Origin of the sequence: Vibrio metoecus (assembly GCF_009665255.1) — a bacterium.
GTDB classification, from domain to species: domain Bacteria; phylum Pseudomonadota; class Gammaproteobacteria; order Enterobacterales; family Vibrionaceae; genus Vibrio; species Vibrio metoecus_B.
On the sequence record NZ_CP035687.1, the window covers coordinates 741950 to 764931 of the forward strand.

17 protein-coding genes and 2 pseudogenes are annotated in these 22982 nt (G+C 46.5%); 13 read left to right on the plus strand and 6 right to left on the minus strand.

All coding sequences use genetic code 11. The annotated features are described in order from the left end of the window. Positions 1 to 45: 45 nt before the first annotated feature. The 12 genes and pseudogenes from EPB59_RS19060 to EPB59_RS16810 form a co-directional block, all read left to right on the plus strand. Positions 46 to 772: pseudogene (locus EPB59_RS19060) on the plus strand (Hpt domain-containing protein); the annotation flags it as partial. A gap of 218 nt (positions 773 to 990) precedes the next feature. After that, a pseudogene (locus EPB59_RS19065) lies at positions 991 to 2232 on the plus strand (chemotaxis protein CheA); the annotation flags it as partial. A gap of 9 nt (positions 2233 to 2241) precedes the next feature. After that, positions 2242 to 2769 (plus strand): chemotaxis protein CheW, encoded by a 528-nt coding sequence (locus EPB59_RS16765; RefSeq protein ID WP_055031857.1) that lies wholly within the window; start codon positions 2242 to 2244, stop codon positions 2767 to 2769. Then, positions 2766 to 3230 (plus strand): chemotaxis protein CheW, encoded by a 465-nt coding sequence (locus tag EPB59_RS16770; RefSeq protein ID WP_055050220.1) that lies wholly within the window; start codon positions 2766 to 2768, stop codon positions 3228 to 3230. The genes EPB59_RS16765 and EPB59_RS16770 overlap by 4 nt, the downstream gene beginning before the upstream one ends. Before the next feature lie 10 nt (positions 3231 to 3240). Then, a complete protein-coding gene (locus tag EPB59_RS16775; RefSeq protein WP_055050219.1) occupies positions 3241 to 5289 on the plus strand; it encodes a methyl-accepting chemotaxis protein in 2049 nt (682 codons plus the stop codon). Positions 5290 to 5303: 14 nt separating this feature from the next. After that, entirely contained in the window at positions 5304 to 6134 is an 831-nt protein-coding gene (locus EPB59_RS16780) for a CheR family methyltransferase (RefSeq protein WP_154173967.1), read from the plus strand. Further along, entirely contained in the window at positions 6121 to 6774 is a 654-nt protein-coding gene (gene cheD / locus EPB59_RS16785) for a chemoreceptor glutamine deamidase CheD (RefSeq protein ID WP_154173969.1), read from the plus strand. Before EPB59_RS16780 ends, cheD begins: the two co-directional genes overlap by 14 nt. Further along, the gene (locus tag EPB59_RS16790; RefSeq protein WP_154173971.1) at positions 6771 to 7811 is read left to right on the plus strand and encodes a protein-glutamate methylesterase/protein-glutamine glutaminase; all 1041 of its coding nucleotides are present in this window, start codon (positions 6771 to 6773) and stop codon (positions 7809 to 7811) included. Before cheD ends, EPB59_RS16790 begins: the two co-directional genes overlap by 4 nt. A 28-nt stretch (positions 7812 to 7839) precedes the next feature. Beyond that, positions 7840 to 8994 carry a methyl-accepting chemotaxis protein gene (locus EPB59_RS16795; protein WP_055050215.1) on the plus strand — a complete coding sequence of 385 codons (1155 nt, stop codon included), beginning with the start codon at positions 7840 to 7842 and terminating at the stop codon, positions 8992 to 8994. A gap of 11 nt (positions 8995 to 9005) precedes the next feature. Further along, positions 9006 to 9305 (plus strand): STAS domain-containing protein, encoded by a 300-nt coding sequence (locus EPB59_RS16800; protein ID WP_055050214.1) that lies wholly within the window; start codon positions 9006 to 9008, stop codon positions 9303 to 9305. A gap of 32 nt (positions 9306 to 9337) precedes the next feature. Continuing rightward, positions 9338 to 11020, plus strand: a complete 1683-nt coding sequence (locus EPB59_RS16805; protein WP_195707191.1) for an ATP-binding SpoIIE family protein phosphatase — start codon at positions 9338 to 9340, stop codon at positions 11018 to 11020. Between the two features lie 235 nt (positions 11021 to 11255). After that, positions 11256 to 12926 (plus strand): DUF342 domain-containing protein, encoded by a 1671-nt coding sequence (locus EPB59_RS16810; protein WP_055050212.1) that lies wholly within the window; start codon positions 11256 to 11258, stop codon positions 12924 to 12926. Positions 12927 to 13028: 102 nt separating this feature from the next. Here the strand turns inward: EPB59_RS16810 and EPB59_RS16815 are convergent, their stop codons facing one another. Genes EPB59_RS16815 through EPB59_RS16830 form a run of 4 tightly spaced genes read right to left on the minus strand, consistent with a single transcriptional unit; the run spans position 13029 to position 19136 of the window. Continuing rightward, the gene (locus tag EPB59_RS16815) at positions 13029 to 15143 is read right to left on the minus strand and encodes a type I secretion system permease/ATPase (RefSeq protein WP_055050211.1); all 2115 of its coding nucleotides are present in this window, start codon (positions 15141 to 15143) and stop codon (positions 13029 to 13031) included. 14 nt (positions 15144 to 15157) lie between these two features. Beyond that, positions 15158 to 17068, minus strand: a complete 1911-nt coding sequence (locus EPB59_RS16820) for a bifunctional diguanylate cyclase/phosphodiesterase (protein WP_154173974.1) — start codon at positions 17066 to 17068, stop codon at positions 15158 to 15160. A 5-nt stretch (positions 17069 to 17073) separates the two neighbouring features. Then, a complete protein-coding gene (locus EPB59_RS16825) occupies positions 17074 to 17736 on the minus strand; it encodes a transglutaminase-like cysteine peptidase (protein WP_154173976.1) in 663 nt (220 codons plus the stop codon). Between the two features lie 8 nt (positions 17737 to 17744). Then, positions 17745 to 19136, minus strand: coding sequence for an HlyD family type I secretion periplasmic adaptor subunit (locus EPB59_RS16830; protein WP_055050208.1), 1392 nt, complete (start codon positions 19134 to 19136; stop codon positions 17745 to 17747). 280 nt (positions 19137 to 19416) lie between these two features. On the opposite strand from EPB59_RS16830, the gene pdxH reads away from it, so the two are divergent. Further along, complete coding sequence (gene pdxH / locus EPB59_RS16835; RefSeq protein ID WP_055050207.1) at positions 19417 to 20052, plus strand: pyridoxamine 5'-phosphate oxidase; 636 nt, start codon at positions 19417 to 19419, stop codon at positions 20050 to 20052. A gap of 79 nt (positions 20053 to 20131) precedes the next feature. Here pdxH and EPB59_RS16840 read toward each other — a convergent pair whose 3' ends face one another. Further along, the gene (locus EPB59_RS16840; protein ID WP_055050206.1) at positions 20132 to 20845 is read right to left on the minus strand and encodes a helix-turn-helix transcriptional regulator; all 714 of its coding nucleotides are present in this window, start codon (positions 20843 to 20845) and stop codon (positions 20132 to 20134) included. Positions 20846 to 21160: 315 nt separating this feature from the next. Next, a complete protein-coding gene (locus EPB59_RS16845) occupies positions 21161 to 22981 on the minus strand; it encodes an SUMF1/EgtB/PvdO family nonheme iron enzyme (RefSeq protein WP_055050205.1) in 1821 nt (606 codons plus the stop codon). Position 22982: the final 1 nt, after the last annotated feature.

Consider the following 22982-nt stretch of genomic DNA (forward strand, 5'->3'; position numbering starts at 1 on the left):
GCTGAGCTCTCAAATAATCAAAATTATTCAGTTGGCGGGTGAGTTATGGCTTTAGATATGGAACAACTGCGCAAGATTTTTCATGTCGAGTGTCGTGAGAATCTTGAGACTTTGGAAGGGGAGTTGCTACAACTTGATCCCTCCCAAGTCGACATTGAAGTATTGAACACCATTTTTCGCGCCGCTCACTCGATCAAAGGAGGCGCGGGTACTTTCAATTTGCATGAAATCAGCGAGTTCACCCATGCTGTTGAAACGTATCTTGACTTGATCCGCACCCAGAAAAAACAGCTAACACCGCAAGGCATTGATACACTGCTGAAAAGCTGTGATGTGATCCGCAATATGCTAGACAGCCGTGAACAGCAGACGGGTAGTGATACTGTGCTGAAAGATCAGGTGAGTGCGGAGTTACAAACATTACTCGCGGATACCTCAACAGTTGAAATGGCTATACCCTCAGAAAGCGTTTCAGCTTGTGCTGCTGAGGTGCCGCAAATGACGCCAGCAATAGAAGGGTGGTGCATTCGGTTTGTACCTCATCAAACCCTATTTTATAGCGGTAATGACCCGCTACGAATCTTGCGCGAGGTGCGTGAGCTAGGTTCTCAGTACCAAATTGAAATGCATCAGCAAGCGCTGCCAGAATTTGCCGAAATGGATCCAGAACTTTGCTATTTAAGTTGGAGCATTGATCTAACGGGCAATGCTTCAGAAAGCGAGGTTCGTGAACTGTTTGACTGGGTTGCTGATGAGTGTGACTTGGAGATTACTCCAGTGTTGAGCCACGCCACAACTCCGACTGAATGTGATGAAAAAATAGGTGACGAGAAGGAAACCCTTTCTTTGCCTTCTATGCCAATAGCAACACAAGAACACACTCAATCCCCCATCTTGAATGATTCGGCCGAGCCTGAATCGTTGCTTATGTCTCAAACGGCGTCCGCAGAAGTGAATTCTTTACCTAATCCATCGGTGCCAAGTAAGAAAGAGGCCGCTAACAAACCAGCCAAAATGGACACCAGTGTTTCTTCGATTCGGGTAGATATTGAGAAAGTCGATAATCTCATCAACCTGGTCGGTGAACTGGTCATCACACAATCGATGCTCACTGAATTGGGCAATGATTTTTCAATGGATAAACTGGAGAAGTTAAAAGCCGGTTTAGCTCAGCTGCTGCAAAACAGTAAAGATCTTCAAGAAAACGTACTCAATATTCGTATGTTGCCGATGAGTTTTGCGTTTAGCCGCTTTCCCCGTTTAGTTCGGGATTTGTGTGGTCGTTTGGGGAAAAAAGTCGATTTACAAATTCAAGGTGAACAAACAGAGTTGGATAAAACAGTGCTCGAACGCATTGTTGATCCCTTGGTGCATTTGGTGCGCAATGGTATCGATCATGGCGTTGAAATGCCAGATGTACGGGTGGCCAAAGGTAAACCAGAAACGGGTGTGATTACGCTGCAAGCCTTTCATCAAGGTGGTTCGATCATTGTCGAAATCCGTGATGATGGTGCGGGAATTGATTGCGATAAATTGTGGCGTAAAGCGGTGGAAAAAGGGGTGTTAGACCCCCAAACCCAACGTAACGATCTGACCGATAAACAGATCATCAACTTAATTTTCGCCCCAGGATTTTCGACCGCAGAACAAGTTTCCGACATTTCAGGTCGCGGTGTCGGCATGGATGTGGTGAAACGCAACATCGAGGATCTCGGCGGACAGATTGAGGTTGAGTCGGAATTGGGGCGTGGCAGCCGTTTTACGATTAGCCTTCCATTAACGTTAGCCATCTTAGATGGTCAGCTTGTGAAAGTGGCTGACCAAGTTTATGTCATTCCTCTACTGACCATCGTTGAGTCCATTCAAATCAATATTGCCAGTGTTAAACATGCTGCGGGTGGTATTGAGCTGTATCGGCTGCGTGAAGAAAACATTCCTATTCTACGTCTGCAGGATGAACTTGCGATGGGGCGCAGTGGTGGTTTAGAGAAGCGGCTACTCTGTTTTGTCGAATCGGCAGGACATCGAGTGGGGTTGTTGGTGGACGATTTATTGGATCAACAACAAGTGGTGATCAAAAGCCTCGAATCGAACTATGCCAAAGTGGCGGGTATTTCTGGCGCCACCATTCTAGGTGATGGCTCCGTCTCTTTAATTCTTGATATTCCGGGGTTGATTACGCATTTCATGAAGCGCACTACTTCGTCTGTGAATAAAGGCAAAGCGGCGTAAGGAGTCGGCATGAATTCAGCTCATCTTGATACTTCACTCTCGGCATCATCGGTTCCCATTCTTTCTATGGATATGGGGTTAACCGGGGGCGCTGACTTCTTAAGTTTTATTTTGGGTTCGGAGCTTTATGGTGTGGCGCTATCTCATGTTGAAGAAATTCGTGTTTGGGAAGCACCGACGCCGATTCCAAGAGCCCCGCATTTTGTTAAAGGCGTGATTAACTTACGCGGCATGATCGTTCCTATCATCGATTTACGTCTGCGTTTTGGATTAACACAGTTCGATTATTTACCGACCACAGTCGTGTTGATTCTGAGCATACATCAGCAAGATCAAAAACGCCTGATGGGGGTGGTGGTTGACTCCGTCAGTGATGTGATTGGGCAAGGAGAGGCAGTGCTAAACCCCGCTGTGGGGGAAAGTCTCGTGGTGCCTTTTTTAAGTGGCATTTTAAATGTCGGGGATGAAGTAATGTCTCTGCTTGACGGTAATGCATTGCTGGATATGGACAGGATCCTCAGCGAGGGACAGGCATGATGCAGCGAGAGTTTCTGAGCTTCATTTTAGATGATGAAGAATACGGTATTCCGATACTGGAAGTGCGAGAAGTGCGAGGCTGGAGCCCTGTTCGAGTAATTCCCAATGCGCCCCCTTTTGTGATCGGCTTGCTGGATATCCGTGGTGAATACATTCCGATTTTGGATCTCAAACGTCGTTTGGGTTTAGTTCCGGTTGAGATTAACGCGACCACGGTTGTCGTGGTGATTAATGCGGCTAACCAGCAACCGTTAGGCTTAATTGTTGATGCGGTAGCGGAAGTGTATGCGCTATCAGAACAAGAGATAAAACGCGCCCCAAGTATTTCAACGGTGATTGGTAATCAGTATGTCAAAGGGATTGCCGCAATAAAAAATCGACATTTAGTTTTAATTGATATTGATGCGCTGTTCGATGTTGAGGCGCTGAACCTAAGCTCCACTGCCGAAAGCACACAATGAGGGAAAACACATGGCATTTTGGAATCGTAAGCAACAGGTTGTGCCGCAGTTTGTCGAGCCAGCCAAAGAGAGTGTGATCAGCGAGTTTGAAGAACCAGAAACAAACGGCGGATTATCGAATTATCAATTATTGTCTGCACTTAACGCAGCGCAAACTGCATTGATGATGATTGACCGTGATTTTAGAATCACCTACTTCAATCATCAAACGCTCTTGTTGCTGAAACAGCATGAAGCATTATTCCGCTCGGTATGGCCTGATTTTCGAGCTGAAGCCGATTTCCTACAAGGTTATTGTATCGACCATTTCCACATTAACCCTCGTCATCAACGTAGCATGCTCGCGGATCCTAAAAATTTGCCCTATACCACAGTGATCAACATTAAAGGGGTGAAAATTGAGCTGAATGTTGGGGCGATCATCGATGATCGTGGGGGTTACATCGGCAATACTCTTGAATGGCGAGATGTCACGGAAGAGATAAAACGTGAGCAGCAAATTGGCCGCTTAGCTTCAGCTGTGGAAGGGATGACGACGAACCTGATGATGGCAGATAAAGAAGGCATCATCCAATACCTTAACCCTGCGCTGTTACAGCTTCTTAGCCATCGTGAACCTGAACTGGCTAAAGCGTTTCCGGGCTTTAAAGCGGCTGAGTTGGTGGGGAAAAATATTGATATTTTCCATAAAAACCCAGCGCATCAGCGTTCCATCATCAGCAACCCCGATCGCCTACCGTTCAGCTCAATGATTAAAGTCGGCTCGTTAGAATTTAACCTCACTTGTATTGCAATGCGTGATGCCAAAGGGGAATACATAGGCCCTGCGCTGCAGTGGGTAGATATTACCGAGCAGCGTGATGGTCAGCGCCAAGTTGAAACGTTAATCCAAAAAGCGATCAAAGGCGACTTACATGATCGGATGAATACCAGTGCCTATACTGGCTTCATGCGTGAGTTGGGGGATGGCATCAACAATCTGCTCACGACCTTAGTTGAGCCTCTTGGACAGTGTATTTCAGTCATGAGCCGAGTGGCAGAAGGTGATTTAAACACCAATATGTCGGATGAGTATCAGGGTGAGTTCGGTCGATTAGCCAGTGCGGTCAATGCTTCGATCGTCAACATACGCAATATGGTGGACAAAATTACGGTCTCTTCTGCTCGCGTCGCAACGGCATCAACAGAAATTGCTGAAGGAAATAACGACCTGAGTCAACGAGTGGAAGCGCAAGCCTCTAACCTCGAAGAAACTGCTGCCAGTATGGAGGAAATCACCGCAACGGTGCGCCAAAATGCAGATAACGCGAAAGATGCGAATGTGTTGGCGACGGATGCGGCGAAAAAAGCAACTCGTGGCGGGGAAGTGGTCGGAGAGGCTATCAATGCGATGGGAGCGATTAATACGGCGAGCAAGAAAATCGCCGACATTATTAGTGTGATTGATGAAATTGCCTTCCAAACCAATTTGCTTGCGTTGAATGCGGCAGTGGAAGCGGCTCGGGCGGGAGAGCAGGGTCGCGGTTTTGCAGTGGTTGCAGGTGAAGTACGTAATCTTGCTCAACGAAGTGCGGGAGCGGCGAAAGAGATCAAAGGTTTGATCAACGACAGTGTGGACAAAGTGAATGAAGGTTCACGTTTGGTTAACGAGTCCGGTTCCACATTGAAAGAAATTGTGGAAGCGGTCGCGAGAGTTTCAGATTTGATTGCGCAGATTGCCGCCTCCAGTGTGGAGCAATCGACAGGTATTGATGAAATCAATCGTGCGATTGCCGCAATGGATGAAATGACGCAACAAAATGCTTCGTTAGTCGAGGAAACGTCAGCTGCTAGCCAATCCCTCAAAGATGAAGGAAAAGAGCTGCTCAATCTCATGAATTTCTTTGTGACAGAAAACAACATCACGACTTTTGAGCGTAAAACGGCGCATCAGGCTGCGACGCCTTCCAAAGTTAAAGCCGTTGTTGGCATGCATAAAGAGAAAGCGCCTGTGAGTAAAGTGGTACATAAAATGCCACCTCGCGCAGCAGATGAGAGTGATGAATGGGAAGAGTTTTAATCCAAGGATGACGTATGTTGGCGGTCAATGAGCAAGAGTTTGAACTCACTGATAAAGATTTCAAATTCATTCAATGGTTTATGCATAAAACGGTGGGTATTTATCTGCCCGACTCCAAACGCGCCATGGTATATGGTCGTTTGAGTCGGCAGATGCGCCGTAAAGGGCTGCGTCGTTTTAAAGAGTTTCGTGAACTGATTGAAAGTGATGATCAGGAGCGCATTCACTTTATTAATACGCTGACCACCAATAAAACGGAGTTTTTCCGTGAGATTCACCACTTTGAGTTTATTGAAAAAGTTCTAGTGGAAGAGTGGCGCAAAGAGCCTGCGGATCAACTGCGGATTTGGTCCGCAGGGTGTTCAACAGGAGAAGAACCGTACACCTTGGTTTCTGTTCTTGAAAATGCAAGGGTTATGGATTTTTGCCCAGATTTGAAAATTTGGGCAACCGATCTGGATACCGCCGTATTGGAAAAAGCACGTTTAGGGATTTATCCCATTGAGTCACAAACCTCGATTCCGGAGCCTTATCTGCAACGTAGTTTTGTTCGAGGGGTAAAAACGCAACAAGGCAACATGAAAATCAAGCAAGAACTACAACATTATGTTGATTTTCGCCCTTTAAATCTGATTCAGGCTTGGCCATTCAAGCAAAAATTGGATCTGATTATGTGCCGGAATGTGATGATCTATTTTGATCGACCGACCCAAGAACAATTGATCGAGCGCTTTCATCAACAACTTAAACCGGGGGGCGTGTTGATGTTAGGCCATTCGGAGAGTATTGGGCGCTGTGTGTCCCTTTTTCATCATCTCGGGCATACCATTTATGTTAGACAGTAAAAGTACCAGACAGCGCAGAATTGAACGGGAAGAGGCCAATGGCCATTACCATCGTTTCAATCATCCTAGCGATCATCGGTATTGGGTCAAGGTGATGCCGGGCGGAGTATACGCCACTGGCGAACAGGAAATTATTCATACCGGACTCGGTTCCTGCGTTTCGGTATGTGCATGGGATAGTGAGTTAGGCATTGGTGGTATGAACCATTTTTTACTGCCCTTTAACAGCCAGTTTGAGAGCCAACATTGGCATCCTCAAGCGTTGCTATCGGATGCGTCACGCTACGGTTGTTATGCCATGGAACTCCTGATTAACCGTTTGTTATCGATGAATGCTGAGCGAGAAAGATTGCATTTCAAGCTGTTTGGGGGGGCCCATTTACTGGGGTACCAATCTCAGGTTGGAGAAAAAAATGTCGAGTTTGTTCTTGAATACGCCAAACGAGAAAAGCTGCATGTGGTGGCTCAAGACTTAGGGGGATCACAACCTAGGAAACTGCTGTTTGACCCGCAAACCGGCCAGGCATGGATTAAGCGGATCGGGTTTAGTGCCGCACACGCAATCAAACAAGATGAAGAGCATTACCAGCACAAGATTGATAAACAAAGCCCCTACAATGATGTGGAGTTGTTTCAATGAAAAAAATCAAAGTATTGATTGTGGATGACTCTCCTGTATTCCGAGCTCTTTTGACGCAACTGATCGAAAGTGATCCGGCTCTGGAAGTGATTGCGAGTGCGGAAGATCCTTATCAGGCCCGAGAGTTAATTAAGCTGTATAAGCCGGACGTTCTGACCTTGGATGTAGAAATGCCAAAAATGAATGGCGTACAGTTTCTAAAAAACCTTATGCGCCTCCATCCATTACCAGTGGTTATGATCTCAACCTTAACCCAGCATGGAGCAGAGGCGACATTGGCGGCGCTAGAACTTGGAGCGGTTGATTACTTCCCCAAACCCTCCTCTGATAACCCAGCAGAAATGCTTAGCTACAAAGCTTTGGTTAATGAAAAAATTAAGATGGCTGCACACGCTAATGTGGGGGTAGGACAGAGTGCTGCTCCTTCCCCAAGCCTGAATGGAGGGGTTTCAAGTGATTATCAATTGATCGCGATTGGGTCATCGACGGGAGGTACGGAGGCGGTTAAGCAAGTGTTATCCGCTTTGCCAACAGGGTTGCCACCAATTGTCATGACACAGCATATCAGTGCACTGTTTACTCCCTCATTAGCCAAACGGCTCAATGACAGCAGCGCGCTTCAAGTGCATGAACTCACACAGCAAACAACCTCTCTGGAAATGGGATGTGCTTATTTGGCTCCGGGAGATAAGCATATTGTCGTTGTGAAGCGGAGCGGAAAATTGTATGCCGAGCTAGATGATAGGCCCGCTGTTAATCGGCATAAACCTTCGGTCGATGTCATGTTTGATTCCATTGCCCAAACGGTAGGCAGTAAGGCGTTAGGCATTATTTTGACGGGTATGGGGCAAGATGGAGCAAAAGGCATGCTAGCCATGCATCAGCAAGGTGCGGTCACCGTGGCGCAGGATGAGCAATCGAGCGTGGTGTGGGGTATGCCACGAGTGGCAATTGAATTAGGCGCGGCCGATGCAGTGAAACCCTTAGGGTTGATGGCGGCATGGATCATAGAACAATTACAAAAAAAGCCGAAATAACCCCAAGTTAGACGTCGAGAGGTTCAGGATGATTACCCAAAAACACAAAATAACACTGATACTGATTGGGCAAATACTCTTACTGTTAGTTGTTTTCCAGTTTGGGTTGGCTTGGTGGCTTGTATTGCTAGCAGTGCTAAGCGCACTATTACCTTGGTTCGCGTATTTCAGCTACCAGCCACAACCTAAAGATGCTGAGCCCTCAGCTGAAAGTACGTTACCTGCTGAATATAAACAGGTATTAAGTCAGATTGAGCAGATCCTAAAAGAAAATATTCAGCGCATCACTGATCCTTTGGAAAAGCAAAACCAAATAGTGAAAGCCTCGGCTGAAACCATTAACAACAGTTTCTTTGGTTTACAGAGTGTGAGTGAGGAACAATCCACGGTGTCCACTCAGTTGGTCGATAACTTACTCGCCAACCAAGGCAGTGAATTCGACTTAATGGAGGTATTGCCCAAAACGGAAGCGATCATTCAGCAGTTTGTGCAAATACTGGTGGATGTTTCGGAAAAAAGTATTTTGGCAGTACACAGCATTCACGATATGTCATTGAAGCTAGACGTGGTTTTCAAGCTTCTGCAGCAAGTTCGTGGCCTTTCAGAACAGACTAACCTACTGGCTCTGAATGCGGCTATAGAAGCCGCAAGAGCCGGAGAAGCGGGACGCGGTTTTGCCGTGGTGGCGCAAGAAGTGCGTAACCTCTCCATTCAAGCTGCGAATCTGAATACCCAGATCGAAACTGAAATGAAAATTGCGCAAGATACGGTCGAGCTCGCCAACCGTACAGTTGGCGAAATGGCCTCTTTTGATATGACACAAGCCATTGAGTCAAAAGAAAAAGTGGATTATATGCTGCGAGGCGTACAGCAGCTTAATACCGAAATTGAACAAGAAGTCACCAAACTTCAGCAGCTAGGGCAACAGTTAACTCTACAAGTTCGTGAAGGCACGCGTGCCTTACAATTCACGGACATCGTCTCTCAACAAGGCGAGTACGCACTGGGCTCAATCACCTTTCTACAAGAAGCAACCAGTTTGCTTAAAACACTACACAGTAGCTCAGGTAGTCAGCAGCAACTGATAGACAAGATTGCAGCGTTGCAAGACCGTTCACGTAACCGTGGTGCATTGGCGGCGAATCAACACAGCATTGACGAAGGCGAAGTAGAGTTATTCTAGGAGAGATTGCGATGAATGTGCAGACTGACATCGATAGTCACAATAAACACATCACTATTTCGATTGAGGGCGCTTTTTGCTTCAATCTTGTTCATGAGTTTCGAGCCAGTTATACGAAGCGCCATGACCACCGATTTACCATTGACTTACGGAAAGTCGATTACATCGATAGTGCAGGGCTTGGCATGTTGCTCAATATGCAGAAATATTTAGAGCAGTCGGATGGGGCGATTCGAATTACTAACACCTTGCCGCAAGTCCGCAAGATCTTACTGCTGTCGCGTTTCGATAAAAAATTCGATATCGAATAACCAAGTTGTAGGGAGAAGTGTCAGTGAGAGTAATGATTGTTGATGATCATGCTACTAACCGTGAATTGTGCCGTTTTATTTTGGCGCACTTAGCATCCCACATTGATACCTTTGAAAACGGGCAGCAAGCTTTGGATGCGATGCGCAATATGGAAACGCTTCCAGATGTCATTTTGCTTGATGTGATGATGCCGATTAAAGATGGATTTGCGACCGCGAAGGAAATCCGTCAAGCGTTTGTGAAGCACCATATCCCCATCATTTTTCTTACGGTATTGGACGATCGTGATTCATTCGAAAAATGCTTAGCGTTGGGGGATGACTTCATTCTTAAACCGGTTGAGCGCAGTGTGCTGATCGCGAAAGTTCAGGCTCATTACCGGATCGTGAAAATGCATAATGAGGTGATGGATCAGCGTGACGAATTGCGCCATTTCCGTGAGCAGGTGCAGTACGACTACGCGATTTCAGAATCCATTTTTACTAACTTGATGGAAGAGATGTGTCATCAAGTGGAGCAGATTTTCGGTATTCATTATATCTCTACACCATCGACCATTTTTAATGGCGATTTGATCGTGGTCGCGAATCGGCCTCATGGTGGGGTTTACGTCATGATTGCCGATGCGACAGGGCATGGTTTACCGGCTGCAATCTCGACCATTCCTGCCACCCGAACGTTTTTCTCCACGGCACAAAAAGGATTATCGTTGGGGGAAATGGTGATTGAGTTAAACCATTCTCTTGAGCGTTTTTTACCGATTGGAATGATGCTAGCGGCCAGTGTTTTTGAAGTTCGAGCCAATGGCTTTGAGATCTCTTGGTGGGGTGGAGGGCTACCGGAAGCTTATTTGCTTGATCATCAAGGTACTATTGTCAGTCGTTTGGTTTCGAATCATATGCCATTGGGAGTGCTCTCTTCGGATGAGTTTGAAGCGGATGTTCAACATTTCAAATTGGAACCCAACCAAAAATTAGTGTGCTATACCGATGGCATCATTGAAGCCATGAACGAACAAGGTGAGCATTTTGGTGAGGCGCGCCTTGAGCAAGTGTTGACCCAAGCCTATTCTGAGGCGCTAATCCCAACGTTGTACGATGCGGTTAAAAAATTTTCCAACCGTGGCAAGGGCGATGACCTTTCTATCTTGACCATGACTTTCCCTATCACCAACAGTAACCAAAGCGACAAAGCGTTGCCAAAAGTCGTGCTCAGCTGCATTCCATTACAAACGGAGCTGCATTTCCCAGCCGATGTATTGCGAAAAGTATCGCTGATGAATGAAGTTCGCCGCTTTTTAACCGGAATTGTCAGTGGAGGCGAACATCTTGATTTGCTGTGTTCCGTGCTCTCCGAGCTGTTCGCTAATGCGATTGAACATGGGTTATTGGAGCTGGATTCTTCACTCAAAGATACGCCGGATGGTTTCTTTGAATTCTACCAATTGCGTGATAAGCGTTTAAAAAACTTGCCGGAATACCACTGGCTTATCTTGAAAGTGAACTATCAACCTGAAAAACAGCAGATAGAGATCGATTTAGAACACAGCGGTAAAGGATTCGATTGCAATAGCATCAATGTAACGAGCACAGAAAGGGTGTATGGCCGAGGAATATTATTGGCAAAGCAGCTGTGCGAATCATTGGAATACTCCAATCAAGGTCGCCGAGTCACGGCGGTTTATTCTTTTGTGCAGAAAGATCTTTTGCTGTAACCGATGCATTTTCTTGCCGTAGTTTACAGTGTAAAGGCCTTTACACTGTGTAGCTTTTGCTTGTTTGGTGGCGGGATTTTACGCCACAACACTTTCTGTCTAGCTTTCAAATACATCCTTCTGGTTATTTACAGAGTGACATAAGCCTGAATTTACAGGCTATAGAGTTCTGCAATCAGAATTCTTCTTATACACTCAATTCATGGAGATTCTGTACCGTAAAAGATAAAACGTTATGTGGAAAGAGATACTCGAATTCACGCCAGATAGACAGCAAGTGCTTGCCAAATTAGGCGCACAAACCGCAGCCAAAGAGCTGAACCGGACTGAGCTGCCTACGGTGTTGGCGCAAATTGGAGCGGGTAAATTGTTCATATTGGATGAAGCTGTCACTCGTTTTATCAATAGCGTTAAAGAAGGCAAACGTGCCGCGTTTGAAGGCATCGTGATCGCGGAAGTGCGTAACGCGACCGTTTCCGTTGTGTTGGGTGAGAAAGAAATGCTTGCGAGCATGGTTGTCACAGGGGCGTATGGTGGCCGAGGCTTACGTGGGAATGAGCTGGTACACGCTCTAGCGCAAGCGAGCGTGTTGAAAGGCATCAACAAATTGGCGCTGAAAAAAGTGCTGTTGGTGAGTAGCCAATTGAAGCCGGGAGAAGTGTTTACCCAGCCAGTTGCGCGTGGCAAAGAACCCATTCAAGGACGTGATACCCAGTTTGTCCCGTTAGTTGAAGATGTATCAAAACGCGTGCTTCGCCCACAAAAGAAAGCCGGTGAAAACAAACTCGATATGCGTAATTTGGGCGAAACCATCACGGTAGGAGAAAATGATCCCGTGATGCGTCGCTTACCTGCCACGAAAGGTGAAATAGGCTACACCGTTCAGGGGAAGCAGATCCCTCCCAAGCCCGGTAAAGAATCGGTACTTGTAGCCGGTAAAGGTACCCATATTTCTCCTAATGATCCGAATTTATTGCTTGCTAGCCAAGCGGGAATGCCTCTTATCAAAAAGAACACTATCGAAGTAGATAGCGCACTGTGCTTGAATCATGTCAGTGTGGCAACTGGACACATTCGTTTCAAAGGCAATGTGGTGATCGCAGGAGACATTGAACCAGGGATGATTGTTCGTGCGACGGGTTCGATTACCGTTGGGGGATTTATTGAATCGGCCAATGTACAGGCACAAGGGGATATTGAAGTTGGCAAAGGTATTATCGGACATACGGTGGCGGATGATGAAGAACACAGCTGCGTGGTGAAATCAGGAGCCAGTATTCGTGCGACTTATGCACAATATGCAGAGCTACAAGCCGCAGATTCGATTCATCTTGCGGTGCACAGTATGGGTAATATTATTCGCTGTGGGAATGATCTCACGGTGTTAGACAGCAAGCTTACCCAAGGTACCCTTAGTGCTGGAAGCGCGAAAGTTGGAGGAAAAATCCTTTGCTTTAACCTTGGGGTCGAGGGTGATACGGCCACTCACGTTGAAGCGTTTGCTCGTTACCAAAGTTACAAAGAGAGAATTAATAAACATAAGGATCTCTATAAACAGGCGCAAGATACCACAATGGAATTGATCCGCCGTGAGATAGAGTTTAAAAAACGTCCTAAAGCGGAACGTAGTGATGAAGAGGCGCAAGAGATTGACGCTGCCAAAGCTGAAGCTACAACGCAAATGGAGAAGATTAAGCTCGCCTTGGATATGCTCAATGAAGAGTTTGAGCAGCAATTAGCTGAAAATACGGTAGAGGCTAAAAATAAGGTCTTTACCCATGTCACTATCCAGTTTGGTGATGAGCGGGTTTTGACGAAACGAGCCCATGGTCCCTCCACCTTTATGTTTAATCAGCATGAGATTAAATTCTCTTCATTGCTAGAAGCGGTCGATATCGGGCTTTAAATCGAAAGGAAACCGCAGAAAAACAAAGAGGGAGCCCAAGTTTGGTTCCCTCTTTGTTTGATGCTTCAATGCCGGCTGTAGCGCGGATTTTTGACCGAGCGATTATTGCACGGCACGAACATTCCCTTGGCGCAGATCGTTGAGCACTTCGTGTTTGGGTCCATCGGCAATCACACAGCCTTTTTCCATCACAATGACCCGATCGACGACATCCAGCATCGAGGTTTTATGGGTGATCAAAATCAGCGTTTCGCTCGGTTTTAGTTGACTGAGCTGCTGCTTAATATGCATCTCTGAGCGATTATCCATCGCGCTGGTGGGTTCATCCATCAGCAGTACCGGAGGGCGACCAAGTAAAGCTCGTGCAATAGATACGGATTGACGCTGTCCCCCAGAGAGTAGCATACCGCCTTCACCCACTTGGCGCTCTAAGCCGGCGGGATCTTGCTGAGTAAATGCCGTCACCCCTGCTCGGTTGGCCGCATCCATCACTTCACGATCATCGGCCAATGGACGGCCAAGAGTAATGTTGTCGCGAATTGAACCGTAAAACAGCACGCTGTCTTGCGGTACACAACCAATATTACGGCGAATATCGATGTGGTGCAGTTGCGATATGTCGGTATCGTCGATGCGTACATGCCCTTCGGTTGGCTTGTACAGCCCCATTATCAGGCGCTCAAGCGTGGTTTTCCCTGAACCAATTCGGCCAATGATAGCGACTTTTTCACCCGGGTTAATGGTGAGGCTCAAGTCGCGGACGGAAGCCATTGGGGAGTTGGGATAATGGAAGGTCACGCGATCCAGCTCAATTTTACCTTGAATGATTGGACGGTGGATGTAACGTTTGCCTTCTTCTTGTTCATCTGGCATCGCCATCACTTGCTCAATAATGGTCATGGATGATTTGGCTTGATTATAACGAGTAGAAAGCAGGGAAAGTTGTACGAGTGGGCCAATGGCTCGACCGCTGAGCATGGTTGCGGCAATCAGTCCCCCCATAGTTAAATCACCCTTGGAAATCAGGTAAACCCCAACGATGATCATGCCGATATTCGCCGCTTGCTGGATAAACCCCGCGGTATTTTGAATGCTATCGGTGATCCGGCGGCTTTTAATGTTCCAGTTAGCCATGTGGGCTACCGCTTCTTCCCAGCGGTACTGGAATTGACCTTGTGCACCAAACAGCTTCACGGTTTCTAGCCCATACAGGCTTTCAATTAAGTTGGCGTATTTTTGTGAAGCGAGCCGAGATCCCTCTTCAATGGCTTTGCGCAATGGGCCTTGAATTAAGATTGAGTAAACCACCAACACCAGTACGCCAATGATGGGTACCCAAACTAGGTGTCCTGCCATTAACCAAATTAACACTAAAAACAGCAGTGCAAATGGCAAATCAATCAGTGATGAAATGGTCGCCGAAGTAAAAAACTCGCGAATCGATTCAAACTCCTGCAAATGGCGCGCAAAAGCCCCAACCGAAGGTGGCCGAGCCTCCATACGGATGCCCATCACTTTGCTAAACAGTTTGGAGGAGATCAGAATGTCCGATTTTTTCCCTGCTACGTCGATGAAGTAGTTGCGTAGCATTTTGAATACGAAGTCGAATAAAAAGATCACTAAGATGCCGCTAGACAACACCCACAGAGTTTCAAAGGCCAAGTTTGGCACGACTTTGTCGTAGACGATGCGTGAAAACATCGGCGCGGCGATCGCAAATAAGTTAATCAGCAGTGACGCGATCAACACATCACGATAGATATGTTTCGATTTGAAAATCGTGCTCCAAAACCAATGACCATCTCTTGTTTTAAGCACTTCTGGTGAGCGTTCATCAAAGCGAAACTGTTTTTTGACCATAAAGTAGCGGCCAATATACAAGGCTTCTAAATCACCCATCGGATAGGCAACTGGAACCATGCCAGATTCCGCAGTAACAATTTCAGCTTCTTGAGTTTCTTGGTTAATACTGTTGAGTACGCAAGCTTCCCCGCCTTTGAGCAGCAATACCACAGGGAAAACCAAATGTGGGATTTTGTCTAAAGGCGCGCGGTTTTCTTTTGCTATCAGCCCAGCTCTTTCCGCAGAGCGAGGGAAGAGGAAGGGCGTCAGCTTACCGTCAGCCAAAGGTAGGCCGTTGATCAGTGCTTCAGGAGAATTCGCTAAACCGTAATAACGGCTTACGTACACCAGCGAATTGAGTAATGTATCTTGCATGCCTGTGGCCTTGGTTACTTATCTACAATGAAGCCTTGGAAGACTTCAATAAAATGTTCTGAAAGAAAATCGAGCTGAGTTTGTGTTTCAACCCGAGAGGCAATCGTTGTGATCCCCAAGTTATGCGCAGTGCGCGAAATGGACGTAAGGGTGAATTGTTGGCGTTCGTCATCCAAGTTATGGGTGAAGAGGTAATCCAACTTCACGTATTTAGGACGAAACTCGTTGATGTAATCGAGAGATTGGAAGTTACGCCCATAGTTATCGACCCCAAAATCCGCCCCTGCATTGCGTACGGCATTACAAAATAGTGCGGTGTAGTGGGGTTCATTCACAAAACAGCCTTCGGGGATTTCAAAATGCAGTAAGTTTGCGATGGAAAGGTGCTTGCTTAAAGTTTGACTAATCCAACGGATAAAGCTCGGTTGAGAAATACTGCCTTGAGCAATGTTGATCGCGAGAGGCTCGGTCTGTTCGCCTTTTTCCAGTCGTTGAATGACTTGTTCAATCACATATTGGTCGAAAACATGGCTGGCGTTGAGTTGTTCTAAAGCGAAAAGGAACTGGTTAGCCGTGTAGCGAACACCGTCTTTTTCAAAGGCAGAGAACACCTCGCGGTGGAAGGTTTGCCCCCAACTGCTGTTTGCGGCTTGGAAGCGGAAACTGAACCAGTCGTTGTGGATGGCTTCTTCCACCAAGGTTTTCCATTGTTGTTTACCTAAAATTACCTTATCGGTATCACTGCTGATAAAGCCATAATTGAGTTCTGGATTTGACTTAGCCTTGGCAAGGGCATTATCTAGCAACGAGAGCAATTGGGTTGTCGACGATTGACGTTTATTGCTGACTACTCCAAGCGAAAGATTAGCTTTCGCCATTCCAGTCGGATCGGGGTTAATGTCTTCGACACAAGTCACAATACTATCGGCAACAATTTTCAGCTCACTTTCATCCATATTCGGCATGATGATACCGAACTCATAAGTGGAGATACGCGCAATCGAAATGTCTTTAGTGGTAATCGAATTTTTCAGGCGATCCGCTAACTCACGAACCATGCCATCGCCGGATTCATACCCCTTATCTTCATAGAGCTCTTTGATGAACTCGGCTTGTAAAATGGCCACACCGCCAATACCGCTTTCTGAAAGCCAACCATTCAACTGGCTCATGTAATAGGCTCGGTTACCCAGATGAGAAACAGGGTCAAGGTAGGCGCGTTCACGCAGTTGTTGGGCTTCTTTGGCTTGAGCTTTAAACGCTTTTTCAACTTGTTCAGACATCTTATTGATGCCATCTACTACATAGATCAAGTCTTGGGTATTTGGACGTGGTAAAGGCTCACCAAACTGGTTGTTAGCAACTTGCTCCATTTTGTTGACAATTAATTGCAGTGGCTTGAGTGAACGCTTCAAGATAAACGCTACTGCTAGCATGCCGATCACTAAAATTGCGATAAAGGCAGTGCTGAGGCGGATAAGTGCCTCCCACAGTTGAGCGTAGGCAGGCCCTGGGTGACTGACGATTTCAACCTCGGCGAGCTGCATCCAACCACTGGTGACAACGCGGCGGTCGTGGATCGGTTCGAAAAGATTTAATTGAGTAAACCATTTCGGCACAGCATTGGGTTGAATTGGATAAGAGCGGAGGATTTCGGTGCCATCATCGAGGAAAATCAATCGGACGACCGAATAGCTACTGCCGTCAAACAGTGCATTGATCACGGATTCTACCGCAACGTTATCCTTCTTCTCCAAATAAGGAGCCAGCGCCAATCCCACCGTGTTGATGGTGTTATTGACCTCAGAACGTTGTTGTTGCTCGAGACTGTTGCGGGTGGTGTTGAATTCGATAGTAAAAACCGAAACCAACAACAGTATAAACACCGCGATCATCCCTGCGACCAGTTGTTTGTATAGCGTCATAGTGCCTACTCATCATAGCTAACTAGAGGTTTATTCAATTTTAGTGAGCGCTCTCTGGCTCTTAAATCATTCCACAAACTCAGTCGCGAAGAGTCGCCCGCCAGTTGTCCGTTATTGGATTTCATAAGCCACAGATTCTTACCATTGAAGCTGTAGATAGGCAGTAAATCTTTGCGAGTTGAAGCGGGTTTAATTTGTGGATTGAGGTTATCCAAAATCACCGGTTCGGCACTCGGGGTCGAGTAATAGGCTAGAACCATATGAAATTGATTTAATTCAATTGCTTTAACATACACGAGACGGAGTTTCTTATCTGATACACCCAGTTCTAACAGCGAGAAATACTTCGCAATTGTGAAATCTTCACAATCACCCGCATTACTGCCAAGAAACTCCAAAGGCGTCGCCCAGTAATCGTTGACACCCCAAAGGTGAATATCATTCACAAAGTTGAGTTGGTTAAAGAACGCGTTGACTTCTTGCAGTTGCTCTTTCTCTGACACAGATGCCCACTGCGCCATCTTGAGTCGCCAAGTTTCTACGCGTTTGCCTGCTCGCGGGCCATAAGTTGCTTTCACCGCATCCACCCACTGTTGCTCTTTGGTATTGAGCGCCAGCGAGAATGAGGAGACACAAATGGCCAGAGAGAGAACAATCCAACGTTTCATAGGGTGAGTTATTCCCTCAGCGCATTATTTTGCGCACTCAAAATCGGTTTAAGCAGATAATCAAGCACCGTTCTTTTACCGGTAATAATGTCCACCGAGGCTGTCATCCCTGGGATGATCGGTAAGTTTTTATCATGCCCAAGGGTGGTTTCTTTGGTACGAACACGGACAAGATAAAAACTATTGCCTTCTTCATCTTGAGTGGTGTCGGCACTGATGTGTTCAAGAGTACCTTCAAGGCCACCATATCGAGTGAAGTCGTAAGCGGTGAATTTCACAATGGCTGGTAACTCAGGGCGTAAGAACGCGATATCTTGTGGCGCTATCTGTGCCTCGACTAACAAGGTATCTTCAGTAGGAACGATCTCGACGATGTTCATGCCGGGTTGAATGACGCCGCCCACCGTATTCACATAGAGCGTTTTTACTGTACCCGTGACAGGTGACACCACCACGGTACGATTCACTTTGTCTTCCAAGCCGACAGCCGATTCGGTTAGCGCGGAGAGTTTGTCTTGCGCTTGGTTTAGCTTGTCTTGCTGTTCGGTACGAAACTTTTGCGCGGCGTTAATTCGGCTGAGCATTGCCTCACGTACGGCGGCTTTGAGCACCGGAATCTTTAGCTCGGTAGAGGTCAGTTCACGACGCGTATCATTAACTTGGCGTTGCAGTTTGAGAAGCTCAATCTTTGGTACCACACCTTCATTGGCAAGTGGCTCGGTGATTTCCAATTCCTTTTTTGCAAAATCATAACCTTGACGAAGGCTTATCACACGCGCTTCCGCTTCAACCAAATCTTGTTGCTTTTGCTTAATCTGTTGAGAGAGCACGGAAAGCTGGTTGCGCAGATTATCCAGATCTTGCCGGTATTGATTACGCTGACGCTCTACCAATTCCGGTTGAGAATCGCTTAAAACGGGCGGAAAAGCGAGTTTGCTGTAATCAAGTCGGACACTGTTTGACCAGTTTTTCTCTTCGAAGTTTTCATCAATAATCACACTAGAAATCGATGCAGACAGCTGTAATACACTGGCGGTTAAGTTGGCTACTTGCTGTTCGCGCTCACGAAAGTCGGAGCGAAACCGAGTATCGTCAATCAGAATTAACTGTTGACCCTTCTGCACTTGTTCACCTTCTCGCACCAGAATTTGTTTTACCAATCCTCCTTCCAAGTTTTGGATAACCTGGACTTGAGAAGAGGGAACCACTTTGCCTTGGCCAACGGTGACTTTATCGATTTCTGCCCATGAAGCCCAAGTTACGGCAAGAATGAAAAATGCCACCATAACCCAGAGAATGATTCGCGCGCTGTGCGGGGTATTGAGTAGCAAAGCGGCGGTTTTATCATCCACGTAATCCAATTCTTCGGCAGTGAGCTTGTTATAACTGCGGTTGCTCATGAGTAATTCCTGTTTCACACCATCCCTGAACTTTACAGATTACCGCCGTGTTCGCGGTAACGCTAAGTCGTATAGGGATATTTAGTTGGTTGATTTTATTATGTGTGTCAATAATTGTTAAGGATATGCTATCTGCGGCGAAAGGCCTATTCAGCATTTTAATAAATTACTCAATTTTTAAAATTTGTGATCTTATTTTGCCATGCTTGCTTTTTGTTTGCTCGCTTGAGTTATCAGCGGGATAGGCGCACAATCGGGCAAAAATAAGTGAGGAGCAGAAATGGATCTTTCAGATATTCGCCGCGAATACATTCATGGTGGGCTAAGAAGAAAAGATTTACAGGCCAACCCTATCGAACAGTTTAACCTGTGGCTACAACAAGCGATTGACGCCAACTTATCCGACCCTACCGCGATGACGGTAGCCACCGTCGATGCACATGGGCAGCCTTTTCAGCGTATTGTGTTACTGAAGAATGTCGATAATGCGGGCTTTGTGTTTTACACCAACTTGGGCAGCCGTAAAGCGCAGCATATCGAACATAACAACAAAATCAGCCTCCACTTCCCATGGCATCCGTTAGAACGTCAAGTGCATATTACTGGCGTTGCAGAAAAATTGAGTGCGATGGAAAACATGAAATATTTCCTTTCGCGTCCGAAAGAGAGCCAAATTGCCGCGATTGCCAGCCATCAAAGTAGCCGAATTTCGGCGCGTGGTGTATTGGAAGGCAAATATCTTGAGCTAAAACAGAAGTTTGCGAACGGTGAAATTCCAGTACCAAGCTTTTGGGGTGGCTACCGTATTAAACCGGAAAGCATTGAATTTTGGCAAGGTGGGGAACACCGATTGCACGACCGTTTTCTCTACTCGCGTGAGGGAGAATCCTGGTCGGTGGATCGACTCGCACCATAAGATTAGTAGCCAGTGACCACAGTATTGAAGTGACCGCTTATGATGAGGTTGCTTCAATACTTCCTGTTTTTCGGCTCCGTTAGCCCACATGATCACTAAGTACCACCGAAAGCTGTTTTTTGAGCAATGTTTTGGGGATCACCGAACCAAAACCACGGTCTAGTGCCAAATCAATCAACTTGTCTTTGCTCAACGCCCCAAATTTGCTGCGCAGCTTTGCTTCATACCCTTCCACCGTTTTTATCGAAATGCCCATAACCCGTGCTATATGCTGCGGTTTTTTGCCATATAGGAGTAAAAATAGTGCTTCAGATTCACGAGCGGTAAGTTTTAATGCTGCGCGGTCAGCTACCGATTTAAATGTGCTGGAAGTAGAAAGCCCTGTGGCACGACATACCCAATGTCCGACTTCGAGGATCGCGGTGTCCGTTAAATCCTGACCAAAGAAAATCGTACCTTGAATGTTGCCATGCTGATCACGCCAAGGGGTTTTGGTAAAAATGTGCGCATGCCAGTGACCATCGGGATAGGGGTGGATATCGAGCACCTTCACCGAATGGCCCGTTTCAATCACATAGCGATCTTGTTGCTGAAATTCAGCCGCACAGGCGGTGGTTGGGCTTGGCATTTCAAAATCGGTGCGTCCAATACACTCTTCGGCTGTGTTTACTCCAATAAGCTGACCATAGGCTTGATTGGCATAGACGAACACGGAGTTGAGATCTTTGCATCCCCAATATCCGGGCAGTTGTTTAAATAAAGAAATCTGCTCTGATGTCAGATGGTTAGGCACACCATAATCCTCCGCTAGAAAAGCGGCGATATGATACCAAGAGCATGCTGGCTTGTAAGCTAATCTTGCTTAGTTTACGACTGTTTGGACGAAAAAAAGCCAGCCTGAAGACGGGCTGGCATAAATACAAGAAACATATCTTGTCGACGTGTAGAAGAGGTTCCATGAATTCAGCGAGGGTCTGCTAAAAACACAGAGGTATCGTATTGATACCAGACATCAGTCATGCAACTCATGTCTTAAAACCTACTTTACCGAACAGGGTACAAATGAAAAAGGGGGGAAATCCCCCTTTGTCCATGATTTTATTCAATATCATTTCAGCTCACGCAACAGACGGAAGCCAACGTAATTTGCCGCAGTGGTTGGACCCACAAACAGTTCACTGTGCGCTTTGGCCATTTCAGGCGAGAAGCTCCATGCACCACCTTTAGCTAAGCCACGGGAGTCTCCTGTCCATTCCCAAACGTTACCAACCATGTCATAGAAGCCTAGCGAGTTAGGCGCAAATGCTTTTACTGGAGATGTACTTTTGTTTGACCACGAGGTTCCACCCCAGCCAGTGTTAGCTTTGCCAGCCCCAAATTTATTACCCCACCAATAATCGGTTTTGCTGCCTGCACGCGCGGCAATTTCCCATTCATCTTCCGTCGGTAATCGGTAAGTAAAACCAGTTTGTTTAGAGAGCCAGCGAGCATAAGCTTTGGCATCGTTTTGGCTGACACAGACGACAGGAGAATCTTTGCTCTGTTTAAAGCCAGGGTTACGCCAGTAGCTATCCGAGACTGGGGCTACTTCAGATTCATTAACCGTAATGCACAGCTTTTTCAGCTCAGCATCCGTTTGATAATTAGTATGATTGACGAAATTTTCGAATTGACTCACGGTAACGGGAGTGGCGCTGAGTGCGAAAGCATGATCAAGGTTGTACTGTTTTGATGCGTGCTCGCCTAACAGGTACTGCCCAGGGAGAAGAGTGATAACTTCTGGTGCATTCACTTTGCCTTTCACAGAATCAGCAAACTTTTGCCCAGCACGTAGAGGGTTAGTCTTTTCATGTAAATTGACGCGTAGAGTCTGATCTGAGGTGATATTCACTTCTTGTTCGAAGCTATGGAAACCCTCTTTTTCAATTTTAATCAGATGTTTACCAACAGGAAGCATCACTTCTACTGGGGTGCTGCCGTAGTTTACACTGTCAACCGTAACATGATCACCATGCTGGTTAGAGCGTAGTGATAAGTTAATCCACGCCACTTCTTGTTGCTGCTGATCTACTTGACCTTCACCTGGGGCAAAACAGTATTGAGAGTCAATGTTCAGTAATTTACAAGGTGCATTTTCTGCTGGGCGAGCTTCCAGCTGAGCATTCACAATGCTGCGAAAACGCATGCCGTCATAGAAGCCTGAATCCACCACTGCGTGCTTGAGTACATGGATGTTCAGCGACACATTATTCAGTTGAGGCTTGATGGTTTTTGACTCGCTGCTTTCATCGATAAGCCAAAGTTGGAACTGGCTGACGGCTTTTTGCAGTGCAAGATCGGTGGTTTGTTTGCTGCATTGCGCAAAAGTCATATCTGCATTACACACATTGGTAAAGCTGACTTGCTGTTCTCCAGAGCGTTGCAACTCTTCGCGCAGCCTGTCCACCCGTGCGCGCATTTTATCTTGTTGCAGTAAAGCAATGCTCTGTTCGATAGTCTGTTGCTGAACTTGGTATTGTGCCAATACCGTTTGCATTTCTTGCAATTTCTGCTCTGCGTCCAAACGCACAACTTGATTCTGTTTAACTTCGGCCCAAGCGGCTTGATAGGCATTTTGTGATGGCTGGATATCTAAATCCGGCTCATCAATCATTTTCTGATAGTCGCGCTCAAGGTTGGTTTTGGCGGTTTTCAGGGCGGAGTCTAAAGCTTTGGCCTGCTGAGTCAAACGATTCAGCTCGGACTGCTGATTATCGACAGCCGCTTTCTGAAGCTTGGTGGCATCCGTGGCATTTTGCAGCTCGGTATGTTTGCCAAACAGCGCATCATCAATGGCAAGAACAGAAGAAGCTACTTCTTCTGCTAGCACCGGTGCTGCCATTAAGCAAGGTGAAAGTGCTAATAATAGAGCGGGAATCCCTTGTCGCATG